Origin of the sequence: Bradyrhizobium sp. Pha-3 (assembly GCF_042258325.1) — a bacterium.
GTDB lineage: Bacteria > Pseudomonadota > Alphaproteobacteria > Rhizobiales > Xanthobacteraceae > Bradyrhizobium > Bradyrhizobium elkanii.
Genome location: NZ_CP170151.1, coordinates 337348 through 353304, shown reverse-complemented (window position 1 = coordinate 353304; position 15957 = coordinate 337348). Strand labels below are relative to the sequence as shown.

16 protein-coding genes are annotated in these 15957 nt (G+C 65.1%); 7 read left to right on the top strand and 9 right to left on the bottom strand.

The features are described from left to right. The first annotated feature begins 135 nt into the window (after positions 1-135). On the top strand, positions 136-1248 hold the full coding sequence (locus tag ACE10X_RS01635) for a CaiB/BaiF CoA transferase family protein (RefSeq protein WP_375763946.1): 1113 nt from the start codon (positions 136-138) through the stop codon (positions 1246-1248). A gap of 166 nt (positions 1249-1414) precedes the next feature. On the opposite strand, the gene hppD is transcribed toward ACE10X_RS01635, so the two are convergent. Further along, complete coding sequence (gene hppD / locus ACE10X_RS01630) at positions 1415-2533, bottom strand: 4-hydroxyphenylpyruvate dioxygenase (protein ID WP_375763945.1); 1119 nt, start codon at positions 2531-2533, stop codon at positions 1415-1417. A 123-nt stretch (positions 2534-2656) separates the two neighbouring features. Here hppD and ACE10X_RS01625 point away from each other — a divergent pair, with 123 nt between their 5' ends. Together ACE10X_RS01625 and ACE10X_RS01620 are read left to right on the top strand one after the other, a co-directional pair. Next, positions 2657-3133, top strand: coding sequence for an Lrp/AsnC family transcriptional regulator (locus ACE10X_RS01625; protein WP_375763944.1), 477 nt, complete (start codon positions 2657-2659; stop codon positions 3131-3133). Positions 3134-3214: 81 nt separating this feature from the next. Next, positions 3215-3526, top strand: coding sequence for a DUF1272 domain-containing protein (locus tag ACE10X_RS01620; protein WP_375763943.1), 312 nt, complete (start codon positions 3215-3217; stop codon positions 3524-3526). A gap of 165 nt (positions 3527-3691) precedes the next feature. On the opposite strand, the gene fahA is transcribed toward ACE10X_RS01620, so the two are convergent. From fahA to ACE10X_RS01595, 5 genes are all read right to left on the bottom strand, one after another. Next, entirely contained in the window at positions 3692-4963 is a 1272-nt protein-coding gene (gene fahA / locus ACE10X_RS01615) for a fumarylacetoacetase (RefSeq protein WP_375763942.1), read from the bottom strand. Positions 4964-5164: 201 nt separating this feature from the next. Next, complete coding sequence (hmgA, locus tag ACE10X_RS01610) at positions 5165-6511, bottom strand: homogentisate 1,2-dioxygenase (RefSeq protein ID WP_375763941.1); 1347 nt, start codon at positions 6509-6511, stop codon at positions 5165-5167. Between the two features lie 2 nt (positions 6512-6513). Continuing rightward, positions 6514-7467, bottom strand: a complete 954-nt coding sequence (locus tag ACE10X_RS01605) for an MBL fold metallo-hydrolase (RefSeq protein ID WP_016843247.1) — start codon at positions 7465-7467, stop codon at positions 6514-6516. Between the two features lie 28 nt (positions 7468-7495). After that, positions 7496-7723 carry a DUF2783 domain-containing protein gene (locus ACE10X_RS01600; protein ID WP_050401747.1) on the bottom strand — a complete coding sequence of 76 codons (228 nt, stop codon included), beginning with the start codon at positions 7721-7723 and terminating at the stop codon, positions 7496-7498. A 9-nt stretch (positions 7724-7732) separates the two neighbouring features. Then, positions 7733-9361, bottom strand: a complete 1629-nt coding sequence (locus tag ACE10X_RS01595) for an FAD-dependent oxidoreductase (protein WP_375763940.1) — start codon at positions 9359-9361, stop codon at positions 7733-7735. A gap of 182 nt (positions 9362-9543) precedes the next feature. Here ACE10X_RS01595 and ACE10X_RS01590 point away from each other — a divergent pair, with 182 nt between their 5' ends. Then, the gene (locus tag ACE10X_RS01590) at positions 9544-10104 is read left to right on the top strand and encodes a MarR family winged helix-turn-helix transcriptional regulator (RefSeq protein WP_375763939.1); all 561 of its coding nucleotides are present in this window, start codon (positions 9544-9546) and stop codon (positions 10102-10104) included. A gap of 175 nt (positions 10105-10279) precedes the next feature. Here the strand turns inward: ACE10X_RS01590 and ACE10X_RS01585 are convergent, their stop codons facing one another. Together ACE10X_RS01585 and ACE10X_RS01580 are read right to left on the bottom strand one after the other, a co-directional pair. Then, entirely contained in the window at positions 10280-11176 is an 897-nt protein-coding gene (locus ACE10X_RS01585; protein WP_244435855.1) for an NAD(P)-dependent oxidoreductase, read from the bottom strand. A 59-nt stretch (positions 11177-11235) separates the two neighbouring features. Continuing rightward, positions 11236-12042, bottom strand: a complete 807-nt coding sequence (locus tag ACE10X_RS01580) for an N-acyl homoserine lactonase family protein (protein WP_028343658.1) — start codon at positions 12040-12042, stop codon at positions 11236-11238. 389 nt (positions 12043-12431) lie between these two features. Between ACE10X_RS01580 and ACE10X_RS01575 the strand changes: the two genes are divergently transcribed. After that, positions 12432-13991: a caspase family protein gene (locus ACE10X_RS01575; RefSeq protein WP_375763938.1), complete on the top strand. Its 1560-nt coding sequence runs from the start codon at positions 12432-12434 to the stop codon at positions 13989-13991. Positions 13992-14047: 56 nt separating this feature from the next. Here the strand turns inward: ACE10X_RS01575 and ACE10X_RS01570 are convergent, their stop codons facing one another. After that, a complete protein-coding gene (locus tag ACE10X_RS01570; protein WP_276325868.1) occupies positions 14048-14173 on the bottom strand; it encodes a hypothetical protein in 126 nt (41 codons plus the stop codon). Here ACE10X_RS01570 and ACE10X_RS01565 point away from each other — a divergent pair. Together ACE10X_RS01565 and ACE10X_RS01560 are read left to right on the top strand one after the other, a co-directional pair. After that, positions 14133-14783, top strand: coding sequence for an OmpA family protein (locus ACE10X_RS01565; RefSeq protein ID WP_375763937.1), 651 nt, complete (start codon positions 14133-14135; stop codon positions 14781-14783). The genes ACE10X_RS01570 and ACE10X_RS01565 overlap by 41 nt on opposite strands. Positions 14784-15029: 246 nt before the next feature. Continuing rightward, on the top strand, positions 15030-15947 hold the full coding sequence (locus tag ACE10X_RS01560) for an efflux RND transporter periplasmic adaptor subunit (RefSeq protein WP_172646052.1): 918 nt from the start codon (positions 15030-15032) through the stop codon (positions 15945-15947). Positions 15948-15957: the final 10 nt, after the last annotated feature.

Genomic DNA, 15957 nt, shown 5'->3' with positions numbered 1-15957 from the left:
TAGGCGAGACAATTTAGCTAATCAGCTAATTAAAAATACCGTCCCACGGACGGCTGGGAGAACGCATGAAGTTCGGCACCAAGCCAGCCGTGACATCTCAGCCGCCTAGCGCCCCGCAACCAACGGAATAACAACGTGCTCGATAAACCCGCCTCCCAGACCGCCGCTCGCACCTCGGGCCCGCTCGCCGGCTTCCGCATCGTCGAATTCGCCGGCATCGGCCCCGGCCCGTTCGCCTGCATGCTGCTCGCCGACATGGGCGCCGAGGTCATCACGCTCGATCGGGTCGGCGCGGGCAAGAATCTGAAGGCGGTCGCAACCCGCGGCCGCAAGGTCATCGAGCTCGACCTCAAGAACAAGGCGGCGATTGCCGAAGTGCTCGACCTGCTCGGCCATGCCGACGCGCTGATCGAGGGCTTTCGTCCCGGCGTGATGGAGCGCCTCGGCCTCGGCCCGGATGTCGTGCTCGCGCGCAATCCAAAACTGGTCTATGGCCGCATGACCGGCTGGGGCCAGGAAGGCCCGCTGGCCAATGCCGCCGGCCATGACATCAACTACATCTCGATCACGGGTGCGCTGGCTGCGATCGGCACCAAGGAGAAGCCGGTGCCGCCGCTCAACCTGGTCGGCGATTTCGGCGGCGGCGCGCTCTACCTCGTGGTCGGCGTGCTCGCCGCGCTGCTGGAAGCGCAGAAGTCCGGCAAGGGACAGGTTGTCGATACCGCGATGTGCGACGGCGCGGCGTCGCTGATGTCGATGTTCTACGACATGGCCGCGCAGGGCCGCTGGAGCGGCGGTCGCGACCAGAATTTCCTGGACGGCGGCGCGCATTTCTACGGCGTCTACGAATGCTCTTGCGGCAACTTCATCTCGATCGGCTCGATCGAGCCGCAGTTCTACGCGCTGCTGCGCAAGCATGCCGACCTGACCGACGCCGATTTCGACGCGCAGATGGACCGCAAGGCCTGGCCGGCGCTGAAGGAGAAGCTGACCCGGGTGTTCAAGAGCAAATCGCGCGCCGACTGGTGCACGATCATGGAAGGCACCGACATCTGCTTCGCGCCGATCCTGACCATGGAGGAAGCCCCCAAGCATCCGCACATGGCAGCCCGCCAGGTGTTCGTCGAACGCCACGGCGTCACCCAGCCCGCCCCCGCGCCGCGCTTCTCGCGTACGCCGTCCGCGATCCGCGAGCCGGAGCTGGCGAGCATCGGGGACGTGACGGCGGCGTGGAAGGCGGGGAAGTAATTCGCCGTCGTCCCGGCGAAGGCCGGGACCCATTACCCCAAATGCCGGCTATTGTGCGACGTTGGGGCCGCTATCCCTTCTACAACTAGACTCGGTGGTTATGGGTCCCGGCCTTCGCCGGGACGACGACTGAGAGTTTTGAGCGAACGCGCTCCCCTCCAAGGGCCTACGCCGCGTGATCGACCTTGAGTACGCCGCGGCGGATCTGGTCTTCCTCGATCGATTCGAACAGCGCCTTGAAGTTGCCTTCGCCGAAGCCGTCGTCGCCCTTGCGCTGGATGAACTCGAAGAAGATCGGCCCGATCGCGTTCGCCGAGAAGATCTGCAGCAGCACCTTGGTCTGACCGCCGTCGACCACGCCCTCGCCGTCGATCAGGATGCCGTTGGTCGTGAGCCGGGCGACGTCCTCGCCATGCTTGGGCAGGCGGGCGTCGATCCGCTCGAAATAAGTGTCGGGCGGCGACGGCATGAACGGCAGGCCATCGGCGCGCAGCCTCTCGACGGTCGCGTGGATATCGCGCGCGCCGCAGGCGATGTGCTGGATGCCCTCGCCGCGATAGACGTTGAGATATTCCTCGATCTGACCGGAATCGCCGGCGTCCTCGTTGATCGGGATCCGGATCTTGCCGTCCGGGCTGGTCAGCGCGCGGGAGAACAGGCCCGACGCGCGGCCTTCGATGTCGAAGAAGCGGATCTGGCGGAAGTTGAACAGCTTTGCATAGAAGCCGGTCCAGACGTCCATGCGGCCGCGATGGACGTTGTGGGTGAGGTGATCGACGTAATACAGGCCCGAGCCCGCGGGGCGCGGGTTGGCCGCGCCGAGCCATTCGAACTCGGCATCATAGGCCGAACCCTTGGCGCCGTAGCGGTCGACGAAGTAGAGCAGGCTGCCGCCGATGCCCTTGATCGCGGGCACATCGAGCGTCTTCGCTGCGGGCAAGACATCCGCCGGCTCGGCGCCGAGCGCGAGCGCGCGCTCATGGGCATGCTTGGCGTCGACGACGCGGAACGCCATCGACGGCGCGCAGGGGCCGTGCGCGGCGACGAAGTTGAAGCCGTGGCTGCCCGGCTCCTCATTGACGAGATAGTTGATGTCGCCCTGGCGATAGACCGTGATGGCCTTGGTCCGGTGGCGGGCAACCGCGACAAAGCCCATCAGCTTGAAAAGCGCGTGCAGCTCCGCCGGATTCGGGTGGGCGTACTCAACGAACTCGAAGCCGTCGGTGCCCATCGGATTGTCGGCGCTGATTTCGGCCGGCGGCGCATCGTGCGGAAACGGACCCATGGCGGTAACTCCCTGATATGTCTGGAGATCAGTTTCCGTCACTTCCTGCGCAACGTGCGTGCAAAATAGATCCCTTTTTGCTATTCTCGCGCACGGTCCGTGCATGAAATGGACATTCTGCGCATGCCTGAAGTCGATGCCTTCGACCTGAAAATGCTCGCCGCGCTGCAGGACGACGGCCGGCTGACCAACCAGCAGCTGGCCGACCTCGTCGGGCTGTCGGCATCGCAATGCTCGCGGCGGCGGATGCGGCTGGAGGAGGAGAAGGTCATCGCCGGCTACCACGCCGAGCTCGCCGGCGAGGCGCTCGGCTTCGGCCTGATCGCCTTCATCCACATCACGCTGGCGACCCACTCGCCCGACAACGCCAAGCGGTTTCGCGAGTTGGTCAACCGCGTCGACGACATCCAGGAGGCCTATGCGCTGACCGGGGATGCCGACTACGTGCTCAAGGTGATGCTGCGCGACCTCAAGAGCCTGTCCGACATCGTCAACAACGTGCTGATGCCGCACCAGAGCGTGGCCCACGTGCGCTCGTCGATCGTGCTCGACCGTCTGAAGGAGAGCACCAGGCTGCCGCTGAAGTCGCTATCGGTGTGATGGCTCGAATCGAGGGAAATCCGCCATTCGCTTTTGCGGCTTGGCTTGCGATCATTCCAACAACGGCAAGAGAGACGAACCATGGCGCTGCAGCTGCGACCGAACTGCGAATATTGCGACAAGGATCTGCCACCCAGCGCAACCGACGCGCGGATCTGCTCCTATGAATGCACGTTCTGTGCGGATTGCGCGGAGACCAAGCTCGGCAATGTCTGCCCGAACTGCGGCGGCGGTTTCGCGCCGCGGCCGATCCGCCCGGCCAAGCCGTGGCGGCCGGGTGTCTGCACCGTGAACCAGCCGCCATCGGACAAGCGGGTGCATCTGAAATACAGCCTTGAGGACTGCGCGGCGCATACGGCGCGGCTGAGGGATGTCAGGCCGGAGGAACGGTGAGGCTTGCACGCGTGCCTGGCTCCTTCCCCCTGAAAGGGGGAAGGTGGGATGGGGGTCAGCCGCGAGCGCTGGCGTCTACGGAAAGACCAGATCCCCACCCGGCTTGCTGTGCAAACCGACCTCCCCTTTTCAAGGGTGAGGTGAAGCAGCGGAATACGCGGAGAGCTACTCCGCCGCGACGATGGTACCTTCGACCTCGCCGAAGCCGACACGATAGCCGTCGCCCTGGCACCAGCCGCGCATGACGAGCGAATCGCCATCCTCAAGGAACGAGCGCGTGACGCCGCCGGCAAGCTCGACCGGCTCGGTGCCGTTCCAGCTGATTTCCAGGAGACTGCCGCGCTGATGCTTTTCGGGGCCGGAGATCGTGCCGCTGCCTAAGAGATCGCCGACGTTCATCGCGCAGCCGCTGGAAGCGTGGTGCACGAGCTGCTGCACCGACGACCAGTACATGTATTTGAAGTTGGTGCTGCAGATCGTCTTCGCCTCGTTCATCGCACCGGCGCGCAGCGCGACATCGAGCTGCATGTCGTAATTGTTCGGCTGGGTCTGCTTCAGGTACGCGAGCGGCTCGGGCTGCTGCGCCGGGCCCTGCATGCGGAACGGCTCCAGCGCCTCGCGCGTCACCACCCACGGGCTGATCGAGGTCGCGAACGCCTTGGCCTGGAACGGGCCGAGCGGCACATATTCCCACTGCTGGATGTCGCGCGCGCTCCAGTCGTTGAGGATGACGAAGCCGAAGATCATCTCCTCGGCCTGCTTCTCGGTCAGCATCTCACCCATTGGCGAGGCCTGGCCGACCACCACGCCCATCTCGAGCTCGAAGTCGAGCCGCTTGCAGGCCCCGAAGCTCGGCACCTCTGATGTCGGCGGCTTCAGCTGGCCGCGCGGACGCCGCACCTTGGTGCCGCCAACCACAACGGTCGAGGCGCGGCCGTTATAGCCGATCGGCATATGCAGCCAGTTCGGCTGCAGCGCATTGTCCTTGCCGCGGAACATGACGCCGACATTGGTGGCGTGCTCCTTCGACGAATAGAAATCGGTGTAGCCCGAGACCGCAAACGGCATGTACAGCCTGACGTCAGCCATCGGCACCAGCGCCCGCGCCCGCAATTCCCTGTTGTCGCGCAGTTCCGGATGATCCGAGCGGAGCAGCTCGCTGATCCGTGCGCGCGTCGCCGACCACACTTTCGGCCCGAGCGCCATGAAGGCGTTAAGCGACGGCTGCGAGAACACGCCGAGCGGCCCGACATCGAGCCGCGAGTCCTGCTCGAGCTCCCAGAGGTCGAGCACATAATCGCCGATCGCAACACCGACGCGCGGCGCAAGGCCATCCTTCGACGAGAACACACCATAAGGCAGGTTCTGGATCGGGAAGTCGGAGGTCGGAGCGACGTCAATGAAGGAGCGGAGCTTTGGGTCGTTGGGGTGGGTCATCGTTTTCTCGATGCAATAATGTGGTGCCACTTTAGCCACCCTCCCCTGGAGGGGGAGGATCGGCTCGCATGGAGCGAAGCGAAATGCGAGACGGGGTGGGGTGATCCCTCCACTCGGGTACCGCCTCAAAGGAGAGACTGCCACCCCATCCCGCCGCTCATTTCATTCGCGTCGACCCTCCCCCTTCAAGGGAGGGTAAGATCACGGCTTGTTCGGGTCGAACTTCTTCTCCAGGCCTTTCCAGCAATCCGAGTAATCGTCCTGCAGCGTCGACGACTTCGCCGCATGTTCGGTCACCCGCTGCGGGAAGCGGGTCTCGAACATGAAGGCCATCGTGCCGGTCAGCTTCACCGGCTTCAGCTCGCTGTTGCTGGCGTGCTCGAAGGCTTCGCGGTCGGGGCCGTGCGGCAGCATGCAATTGTGCAAGCTAATGCCACCGGGCACAAAACCCTGCGGCTTGGCGTCGTAGACTCCGTAGATCAGGCCCATGAACTCCGACATGATGTTCATGTGGTACCACGGCGGACGGAAGGTGTTGTCGGCCACCATCCAGCGCTCCGGGAAGATCACGAAGTCGATATTCGCGGTGCCGGCGGTCTCCGACGGCGAGGTCAGCACCGTGAAGATCGACGGATCAGGATGATCGAACGCGATCGCGCCGACCGGCGAGAAGGTGCGCAAATCGTATTTGTAGGGCGCGTAGTTGCCGTGCCAGGCGACCACGTCGATCGGCGAGTGCGGCAGCGTGGTCTTGAACAGCGAGCCGCCCCACTTGACGTAGAGCTCGGTCGGCGTGTCCTTGTCCTCGTAGCTCGCCACCGGCGTCAGGAAGTCGCGCGAATTGGCAAGGCAGTTGGCGCCGATCGGGCCGCGCTCCGGCAGCGTGAACGCGCCGCCGTAATTCTCGCAGAGATAGCCGCGCGCCGGGCCGCCGGGAATTTCGACGCGGAATTTAACGCCGCGCGGGATCACCACGATTTCGCCCGGCTCGGCGTCGATGCGGCCGAACTCGGTGACGAGGCGCAGATTGCCCTGCTGCAGCACGAACATCATCTCGCCATCGGCATTGTAGAAATGCTGATCGACCATCGATTTGGTGATGAGATAGATGTGTGCCGCCATGCCGGCCTGGGTGTTGGCATCGCCCGCCGTGGTCATGGTCTGCACGCCCTGCAGGAAGGTCATGTTCTCCTTCGGGATCGGCGCAGGGTCCCAGCGCAGCTGTGCGATCGGCATGTCGTATTCGTGGCACGGCGCGGTGCGCCACAGCCCGGCATCGGCCTTGGCGAAGCGGCCGGAATGCCGCACCGACGGGCGGATGCGATACAGCCAGGAGCGCTCATTGGTGCCGCGCGGTGCCGTGAACGGCGAGCCGGACAATTGCTCGGCATAAAGCCCGTAGGCGCAGCGCTGCGGCGAGTTGCGCCCCATCGGCAGCGCGCCGGGCAAGGCCTCGGTCTCGAAGCTGTTGCCGAAGCCGGACATGTAGCCCGGGGTGACTTGCCCTGAGCTGCGAACGATCTGATCAGGCGAGGTATTGATGTTCATCACTATCCTCCTTGCAGGGCGGCCCACATTTCCTGGTCGCGCTTGTCGGTCCAGATCACGGGATCGTCGATCCCCGACGCCTCGTCATAGGCGCGCGAAACGTTGAACGGCAGGCAGTGCTCGTAGATCGCAAAACTCGAGAACTTCGGATCCATCACCTCGCGCGTCGCCGCCATCGATTCCTTCAGGCTGCGGCCCTTGGCGACGGAGGATTCGGCGGCGCCATAGAGCGTGGTGACGAAATCGCGCGTCATCGCGATCGCATCGCGGCCCGTGGCGAGGCCCTTCAGCGCGTCGCCGCGGCCCGGCGCGATCGCCTTCGGATTGAAGGCGCGGATCTCGTTCAAGGTCGTCGGCCATTCGCGCAAATGCGCATCGCCGCAATAGCAGGCCGAGTGGTATTCGATCAGATCGCCCGAGAACATCACCTCGGCATCCGGCACCCAGGCGACGATGTCGCCCGAGGTATGGCCGGCGCCGAGCTGCATCAGCCGCACCTCGCGCTTGCCGAGATAGATCGACATCTCGCCCTCGAAGGTCAGCGTCGGCCAGGTCAGGCCGGGAATGCTCGCGGCATCCTGGAACAGGCGCGGGAAGCGGCCATATTCTGAATCCCAATCCTGCTGGCCGCGCTCCTCGATCAGGCGATAGGTTTCCTGCGAGGCCACGATGCCCTGCGCGTGATAGGCAGAGGCGCCGAGCACGCGCACCGCGTGGTAGTGCGACAGCACGACATATTTGATCGGCTTGTCGGTGACGGTCTTGACCCGCTCGATCACCTTGTTCGCCATCGCCGGCGTCGCCTGCGCGTCGAACACCAGGCAGCCGTCGTCGCCGACGATCACGGCGGTGTTGGGATCGCCCTCGGCGGTGAAGGCATAGAGATCGGTGCCGATCTCGGAGAAAGTGACCTTCTTCTCCGCGAGATCCGTGGTCGATGCGAAACCTTTGGCCATCAGTTCAATCCTGTCCGTTTGCTCAGTGCTATTGTTGTTGCTGTTGTTGCTGCTGGCTGGCGTCCAGCATCCGCCGCTTCGCCAGCGCGATCGCCTCGCGCAGCACGTCGAGATCGCCGATATGGTTGGCGAGCACCAGAACCAGCGCGGCATCGAGATCGGCGCTCTGCGCCTCGGTGAGGCCGCGATGCGCCTCGACGATGGCGCGGAAGGCGTCGTCGGGCTTTGCGAAGTTCGAACTGGTCGACAGCGCCATGACTGCTCCTCAGTTCAGGCCGGCTGCGCGCGCCAGCGCCGCATCGAGTGCCGGCCGCGCCGCGTTGCGGAAGCGTGCCGCGACATAGCCGTCCGGCCGCAGCAGATAGGCGGTGCCGGGCTCGGCATCGTAGCGCTTGCCGGCAAGGCCCAGCGCGTCGACCAGCCCATCCTCGCCGCCGATCCGGATGCTGCCGACGCCGTCGGGCACATCGACAGCCGCGCCATTGCCAAACTCCAGCAGCGTGAAGCGCGTTCCCTGTCTGATGAAAACATCGGTCAAATAGGTGGAACCGCCGCCCTGCTCCGTCACCGGCGCATCCGGCATCGAAGAGCCCGGCCGCGGGCCGCCGCGCCAATCGTCGCGATCGCCGCTCGACAGCGGCGTGTCGTAGACCGACGGCACCGAGAGCCGCCCGCCATTGACCATGCGCTTGCCGAACTCGGTGTCCTTGGCGAGCGACAGCACGGCCTGACGCAGCCGCGCTTCCTGTTTCGTCACCGGCGCCATGAAGTCGGTCGAGCGGGTGGACTCGCGGATGTTCTCGTCCGCCGCCGCGCTGCGCTCGATGTGATAGCTCTCCAGCAAGCCCTCCGGCGACAGCCGGCGCAGCACGCGGTCAAGCTTCCACGCCAAATTCTCGGCGTCCTCGAGCCCGGAATTGGCGCCGCGCGCGCCGAACGGCGAGACCTGGTGGGCGGAATCACCGGCAAAGATCACCCGGCCGTGGATGAACTTGGCCATCCGGCGGCACTGGAACTTGTAGAGCGAGATCCATTCGAACTCGAACTTGTCGTGGCCGAGCATGCGCTCGATCCGCGGCCGGACATTCTCGGGCTGCTTTTCGGCCACCGGATCGGCATCCGGGTTGAGCTGCAGATCGATCCGCCAGATGTCGTCCGGCTGCTTGTGCAGCAGCGCCGAGCGTCCGGCATGGAACGGCGGATCGAACCAGAACCAGCGCTCGGTCGGGAACGCCGCCGTCATCTTGACGTCGGCGATCAGGAACTGGTCCTCGAACACCTGGCCTGCGAACTCCGCGCCGACCATCTGCCGCAGCGGCGAGCGGGCGCCATCGCAGGCGACGACAAAGGCCGCGTGCACCTGGTAGGAGCCGTCGGGAGTTGCGATGGTCAGCGCAACGCCGTCGTTGCGGCTCTCCAGCGCGATCACCTTGTTGCGCCAGCGCAGGTCGATTTCGGGCAGTTGCCCGACCCGATCGACCAGATAGGCCTCGGCGTAGAATTGCTGCAGGTTGATGAAGGCGGGCCGCTTGTGGCCTTCCTCCGGAAGCAAACTGAACTGGTAGAGCTGCGAGGCGCCGTGGAAGATCTTGCCGACGCTCCACACCACGCCTTTCTCGACCATGCGGTCGCCGACGCCGAGGCGATCCCAGAACTCCAGCGAGCGCTTCGAGAAGCAGATCGCGCGCGAGCCTTCGCCGATCCGGTCGGCATCGTCGAGCAGCACCACGCGCTGGCCGCGCTGCGCGAGATCGATCGCGAGCGACAATCCCACCGGCCCGGCGCCGACCACGACGACGGGATGCTCCGCGACGTTGGCGCCCGAGCGCTCCTGGTCGGGATGACGGCGATAGCCGAACTGGGTTTTGGCCTGTGCCGTGTTGGCGTGTGCCATTGCGTGACCCTGGATGTTTCCCTTGCGCCGCCGGCCTTTAATCTGTGGCTTGGGCTGCGGTCTTGTGTGACTGCTTGCGACCTGGACCTTGCGAGCCGGCCGCGACCTTGCTAAATTAGTCTCACTTGCAACTATCTTAAACCCCCAGTCGGGGCTGCCGTCAACTCAAATTGGAGGGATTTTTGGCACGGACCTCTGCAAGCCAGCCTCCAGCCCGCCCGCGCAGTGCCGTGGAAGCGGAGGTGCGCGACACGATCGCGCCGACCAAGAAGCGCCTCGATCTCTTCCATTTCATGCCGTTCCGCCTGAACCGGCTGGCGGCCGAGGTGTCCTCGGCGCTGTCGAGCGAATATCAGGCGCGCTACGGGCTCGACATTCCGGAGTGGCGCGTGCTCGCAACGCTCGGCTTCCGCAGCGATCCCTGCAGCGCGCAGTATATCGCGCACTGCACGCGCACCCATAAATCCACCATCAGCCGCGCGGTGTCGGCGCTGATGGAGCGCGAGATCGTCGAGCGCGTCGAGAACGCCGACGACCGCCGCGAATTCCGCCTGCGACTGACCAAAGCGGGCCAGGCGCTCTACGAGGAGCTGATCCCGCGCCTGCTGCGCAAGGAGCAGGAGATCTTGTCCTGCCTCTCCGCGCAGGAGCGCCGCGACCTCGGCCGCCTGCTCGGCAAGGTCGAGAGCAGCCTCGAGCTGGTGCAGACCAGCGAAGAGGCCGACGCCAAGGACGCGTATTAGGGCGGCCCTCTTTCGCGCACAGCTACCAAACCCGTCATCCTGAGGTGCGAGCGGAGCGAGCCTCGAAGGATGCACGGCCACAGTCGGGCCGTCGTGCTTCGAGACGGCCGCTGCGCGGCCTCCTCAGCATGACGGTGATAGGGTTACGCACACTGATGCGGGGCGAAATATTGCACTAGCCGCGATCGATATGCTTGGCGATAACCGGGAAATAATTGTCCTTCGATCCCTTGTCGATCGCCTCCTGCAGCACCGTGCCGATCAGCTCCGCACCGCGGATCTTGATGCCGGCGTCGGCGGCGAGCTCCAACGCGTAGGACAGATCCTTCAGCGCATATTCGGTCGAGAATGCGCGCTCGGGAAACACGCCGGGCACGATCGCCTTCATGCCGTGGTTGCGCAGCGCAAAGCTGTCGGCCGAGCCCTTGGACAGGGTCTCCAGCAGCAGCTTTGGATCGACGCCGTTATGCTTCGCCACCGCGACGGCCTCGGCCAGCGCGTTCACTGTCTCGAACAGCACCATGTTGTTGAGGATCTTGGTCACTTGCCCGGCGCCGACATCGCCGCAATTGGTAACGTCGGTGGCAAAGCAGCGGATCAAGGGCTCGATCGCGGCATAGAGCGCGGGCACCGCGCCGACCATCACGCTGAGCGTGCCGTGCTGCGCCGCCTGCCGCGTACGCGCGATCGGCGCGTCGGCCCACGCCGCGCCCCTGGCCTGCAACTGCGCGGCGAAATCGCGGGTCTGGCTGACTGAAGACGTGCCGAGATCGACCACGATCTGGCCGCTTCTCGTGTTCTTCAAGATGCCGTCGCCTTCGAACACCGCGCGCACGTGCCTGGCGCTCGGCAGGCAGAGGAACAGCACATCGCTCTGCTTGATGACGTCGGCGACCGACGCTGCAACCTCGGCGCCGTCGGCGCGCAACCGCTGCAGCGGTTCGGCCGAGAGGTCGAACACGACAACGCGCTTGCCGCTCTTCTTGACGAGGTTGCGGCAAATCGGTTCACCCATCACGCCGAGGCCGATGAACCCGAGAGTCTTGGTGTCAGTCGTCTTGGTGTCAGTCATATCGCTTCTTTTTGACGTTTCTTGACGTGTTGCAGACGTGCCTCGCCCAATCGGCGAGGCTATTTCGCGAACGATCGCGACGGCGCCAGATGCAGCGCGAAGGCATCGACCTTGTCGCTGGCGCGCGGATAGATCTCGCTGACGATCGGATCGTGACCGGGAATGAAGCGGTCGGGATGACCGGCGAGCCGCTCGACGGTCTCCCAGCCCTGCGCCATGTCGCCGACATTGTAGACGATCGGGAACGGGCTGCGCTTGTGCAGGTTCGCGTAATAATGCGCGGCATCCGACGCCAGCACGACCGGGCCGCGCGCGGTCTCGATGCGCACCACCTGTAGGCCGTCGGAATGACCGCCGACGCGATGCACGGTGACGCCGGGCGCGATCTCGCCGTCACCGGAGTGGAAGGTGACGCGCTCGCCATAGACGTGGCGTACCATCTGCGTGACGTGCTCAATGGAGAACGGATGGCGCAGCATGCCGTTGCACATGCAGCGGCCGGTCGCGTAGCTCATCTCGCGTTCCTGCAGATGGAATTTGGCGTTCGGGAAGCGATCCAGATTGCCGGCATGGTCGTAGTGCAGATGGGTGACGATGACGTCCTTGATGCTGTCGGCACTGACGCCGAAGCCGGCCAGCGCATCGACCGGGTTGAGCGTCAGCTTGCGGGCGCGCGCCTTGGCCTCCTCGGCGTTGAAGCCGGTGTCGACCAGGATGTCACGGCCATGACCCCGCACCAGCCAGACGAAATAGTCGAGGTCTTGCGCGGTGGTGTCGTGCGGATCGGGCACCAGGAAGTTGAGGTGGGGCGTGCGCGGCGACATCGTCGCATAGCGCAGGGCGTAGATCTCGTAGGCGTTTCCCATCGGTTTCGCTCTTGTTTGCAAGGCCTGTTTTGAACGGCTTGTCTTTGAATGGCTTGCCGTCCTGAACACAAAGCCATCGGCTCGCGCAAAGGTCAAACCGCGCGGCGTGCGACGAGCGCATGACAGGGTGGCGACAGCCGTTGTGAGTGCAAGCACATTATCGGCTCACAGGAACCAGCACCCCGCCGTGACGGCGATGGCCGCCATGAGCGTGTGCTGTTGCACTGCGGTCTCACCAGTATCACGGCGATAAACGATGCTGCCGCAAGCCGTTGACGGGGGTTTGGCCGTGGTTTGATAATGGATTTTCGCTAGAGTAAGGTCCCCAAGGCGCAGGCTGGAAGCGGCGCCGTTTCATTGGAATGTCGCGATCTGGATTTGCTGCGATTATGAAAATCCGCCTTGCCTTGCTCGCCACGCTGATTTTTTCAATCGCGGCGCCCACTTTGTCCTTCGCCGCCGGCGACCGTTTCGCGCTGGTCATCGGCAACGCCAAATATCCCGACGCCGACGCGCCGCTGAAGGAGCCGGTCAACGACGCCCGTGACGTCGCCGACGAGCTCAAGCGTGACGGCTTCACCGTCGAGGTGGGGGAGAACCTGACCGGCGACGGCATGCGCCGCGCCTTCGACCGGCTCTACGGCAAGATCAAGCCGGGCTCGGTCGCCCTGATCTTCTTCTCCGGTTACGGCATCCAGTCGAACCGGCAGAGCTACATGATCCCGATCGATGCGCAGATCTGGGCCGAGGCCGACGTTCGCCGCGACGGCTTCAGCCTCGAGACCGTGCTCGGGGAAATCAACAGCCGTGGCGCCGGGGTGAAGATCGCCTTGATCGACGCCTCGCGGCGCAACCCGTTCGAGCGGCGCTTCCGCAGCTTTTCGGCAGGGCTCGCCCCGGTGATCGCGCCCAACGGCACATTGGTGATGTATTCGGCCGCGCTGTCGTCCGTCGTCTCCGACAATGGCAGCGACCACAGCCTGTTCGTGCGGGAACTCCTGAAGGAGATCCGCACCCCCGACCTGATGGCCGAGGAAACGCTGAACCGCACCCGTGTCGGCGTCACCCGGGCCTCGCGGCAGGAACAGGTGCCGTGGATCTCGTCGTCACTGGCCGAGGATTTCTCGTTCATTCCGGCCGGCACGGCCGGGCCGTCGAACACCGCGCCAATACCCGCCGCGTCGCCGTCACCCGAGGTGGCAACGGCGCCGCCGGTCGCGCCTCCGCCGGCTCCGCCCGCAGCAACGCCGACACCGCCCGCGGCAACCCCGACGCCACCAGCGGCAACAGCGCCGACACCACCGCCGGTGCCGCCGACGCCTCCGGTTGCGGCAGCGCCGACCGCACCGCCACCCCAGCCAAAGGCGCCCGAGATCGCCCTGCCGCCGCCCGCCGCTCCCCCGCCGGTGGTGATCCAGCCCACGCCGGCGCCGAGCAATTCGCCCGTGCTCGCCGATGATCCGACGATCAAGAGCCTGAGCGAAAAGCTGGACAAGAATCCCGACGACGCAGCGGCGCTGTATCGCCGCGGCCAGGTCTATGCCAGCAAGGGGGCCTACGACCTTGCGGTGAAGGACTTCACCAATTCGCTGCGGCTGAACCCGAAGGATGTCGAGGCCTATAACAACCGCTGCTGGGTCCGCACCGTGATCGGCGACCTGCAGGCGGCGCTGAAGGACTGCAACGAGGCACTGCGGCTGCGTCCGAACTTCGTCGATGCGCTCGACAGCCGCGGGCTGATGAACCTGAAGGGCGGGCAGAACAAGAACGCGATCGCCGATTTCGACGCCGCGCTGAAGATCAACCCGCGTCTAACCTCGTCGCTGTACGGGCGCGGGCTCGCCAAGCAGCGCAACGGCGCGGTCGCGGAGGGCGATCTCGACATCGCCAACGCCAAGGCGATGGACCCGAACATCGTCAAGGAATTCGCCGACTACGGCGTGCAGTGACAGATCGACGAAGGCTCTGCCCGCGGCTCGAACCGCGGATGGTATTGCGCGACTAATCAGAGGGTGCGTGCCGGGCAGCAGTGCCGGCGATCAATCTGAATAGTTGCCTCGAACCGCGCCAGCTTGCGCAGGAGGACCGAAATGTTCAAGCCGTCGGCAAAGGCCGCGATCGTTTCAATCATGACCGTTGGCGCCGCGCTGTCGTTCGGCATGGCCGTCGCCCGCGCCGGCGACGTCACCGAAGATCAGATCATCAAGGCGCTGACGCCCGACAAGAAGCCGCTGACCCGCGGCCTTTCGGCCGGCCCGCAGGCCACCTCGCCGGAGCTGAATGCCGACCAGGCCAAATTCGTGCAGAGCGTCCGCGGCCGCGCCACCCGCTCGCTGTCCTCGGCGGAACGCGAGGAAATCGCGACCATCGTCCAGGACAAGCCGAAGATCGATCTCGAGATCAACTTCGACTACAACTCCGCCGACATCAGCGCGAAGTCGCTGCCGTCGGTGCAGGCGCTCGGCCGCGCCTTGACCAATCAGGACCTGAAGGGCTCGACCTTCGTGGTCGCCGGCCACACCGACGCCGCGGGCGGCGAGGACTACAATCAGGGTCTCTCGGAGCGCCGCGCCGACGCCATCAAGCGCTATCTCGTCGACAAATACGGCATCAACGGCACCGATCTCGTCACCGTCGGCTATGGCAAGAGCAAGCTGAAGGACCCGAGCCACCCGATGGCGGAGGTGAACCGGCGCGTGCAGGTCGTGAACGTGGAAAACAAGGCCACCGCCGCCAAGTGATGGGCGGTGGCGTGGCCCCTTTTTGAGGTTACAATGCGCCCCGCACCCCGGCGGGGCGCATTGCTTTTGGGCCAATGCCGTTGGGCCGAGACCCAAAGCGGCCCACAGGTGACCCGCCTCACATGACGTCAGGGCATGATCCGGAACAATGGCACCGGCCTTCCGAATGCCCAGGCAATACGATAACGAGCGTGATGAGACTTCGACCAACACCCATGATGCGCCAAGCTCTGGATTGATCAGGCGATGAATTTTTCCCAATACCTCAAGCCTGCGCTCGGCACGGTGTTTTTCCTCGCCCTCGCGATCGCCTATTACGCGTTCGAGCACCGCTCCCATCCGGAGGAGAAGGAGACGCCGGGCCAGGCGCTGGTCGTGGTGACGAAGTCGACCAATGCCTGCTTCTCCGACATGGTCCGCGTCACCGGCTTCATCGTGCCGCGCCGCGAGGCGCAGGTGAATGTCGACCAGGACGGCTCCAAGGTCATCGACGTGCTGGTCCGCGAGGGCGACACGGTCACCGAGAACCAGGAGCTCGCGCGGCTGACCCCGCCGCCGCAGCAGGCCGCACAGGCCAATGCCAAGCCGCTTGTGCTGCGGGCGCCGGCGGCCGGCCTCGTCACCGAAGTGCGCACCGCGCCCGGCGCGCCGGCCTCGCCGCAGGCTCCCCCGATGTTCAAGATCTCCATCAACAACGAGATCGAGCTCGACGCCGAGGTGCCGGGCTTCCAGCTCCTGAAGCTCAACCCCGGCGCCAATGTGCGGATCAGCCGCGACGATGCGCCCGACATGGTCGGCAAGGTCCGCCAGATCTCGCCGCAGATCGACCGCACCACCCAGCTCGGGCACGTCCGCATCACCATCAACAACAATCCGACGCTGAAGGTCGGCATGTTCGCGCGCGCCAATATCGACGCCAAGCGCTCCTGCGGGGTCGCGGTGCCGCGTACCGCGATCGACCGCCTGACCCTGCAGGTCGTGAAGGGCAACACCGTCGAGACCCGCAGGGTGCGCGTCGGGCTGACCTCCGACACTTCGACCGAAATCCTTGAAGGCCTCGACGTCGGCGAAATCGTCGTGGCCGACGCTGGCACCTCGCTGCATGACGGCGACCAGATCAAGACCATGTTCGCCGACGAACTCGATCGCACGCGATCACGGTAATTCGGGCACG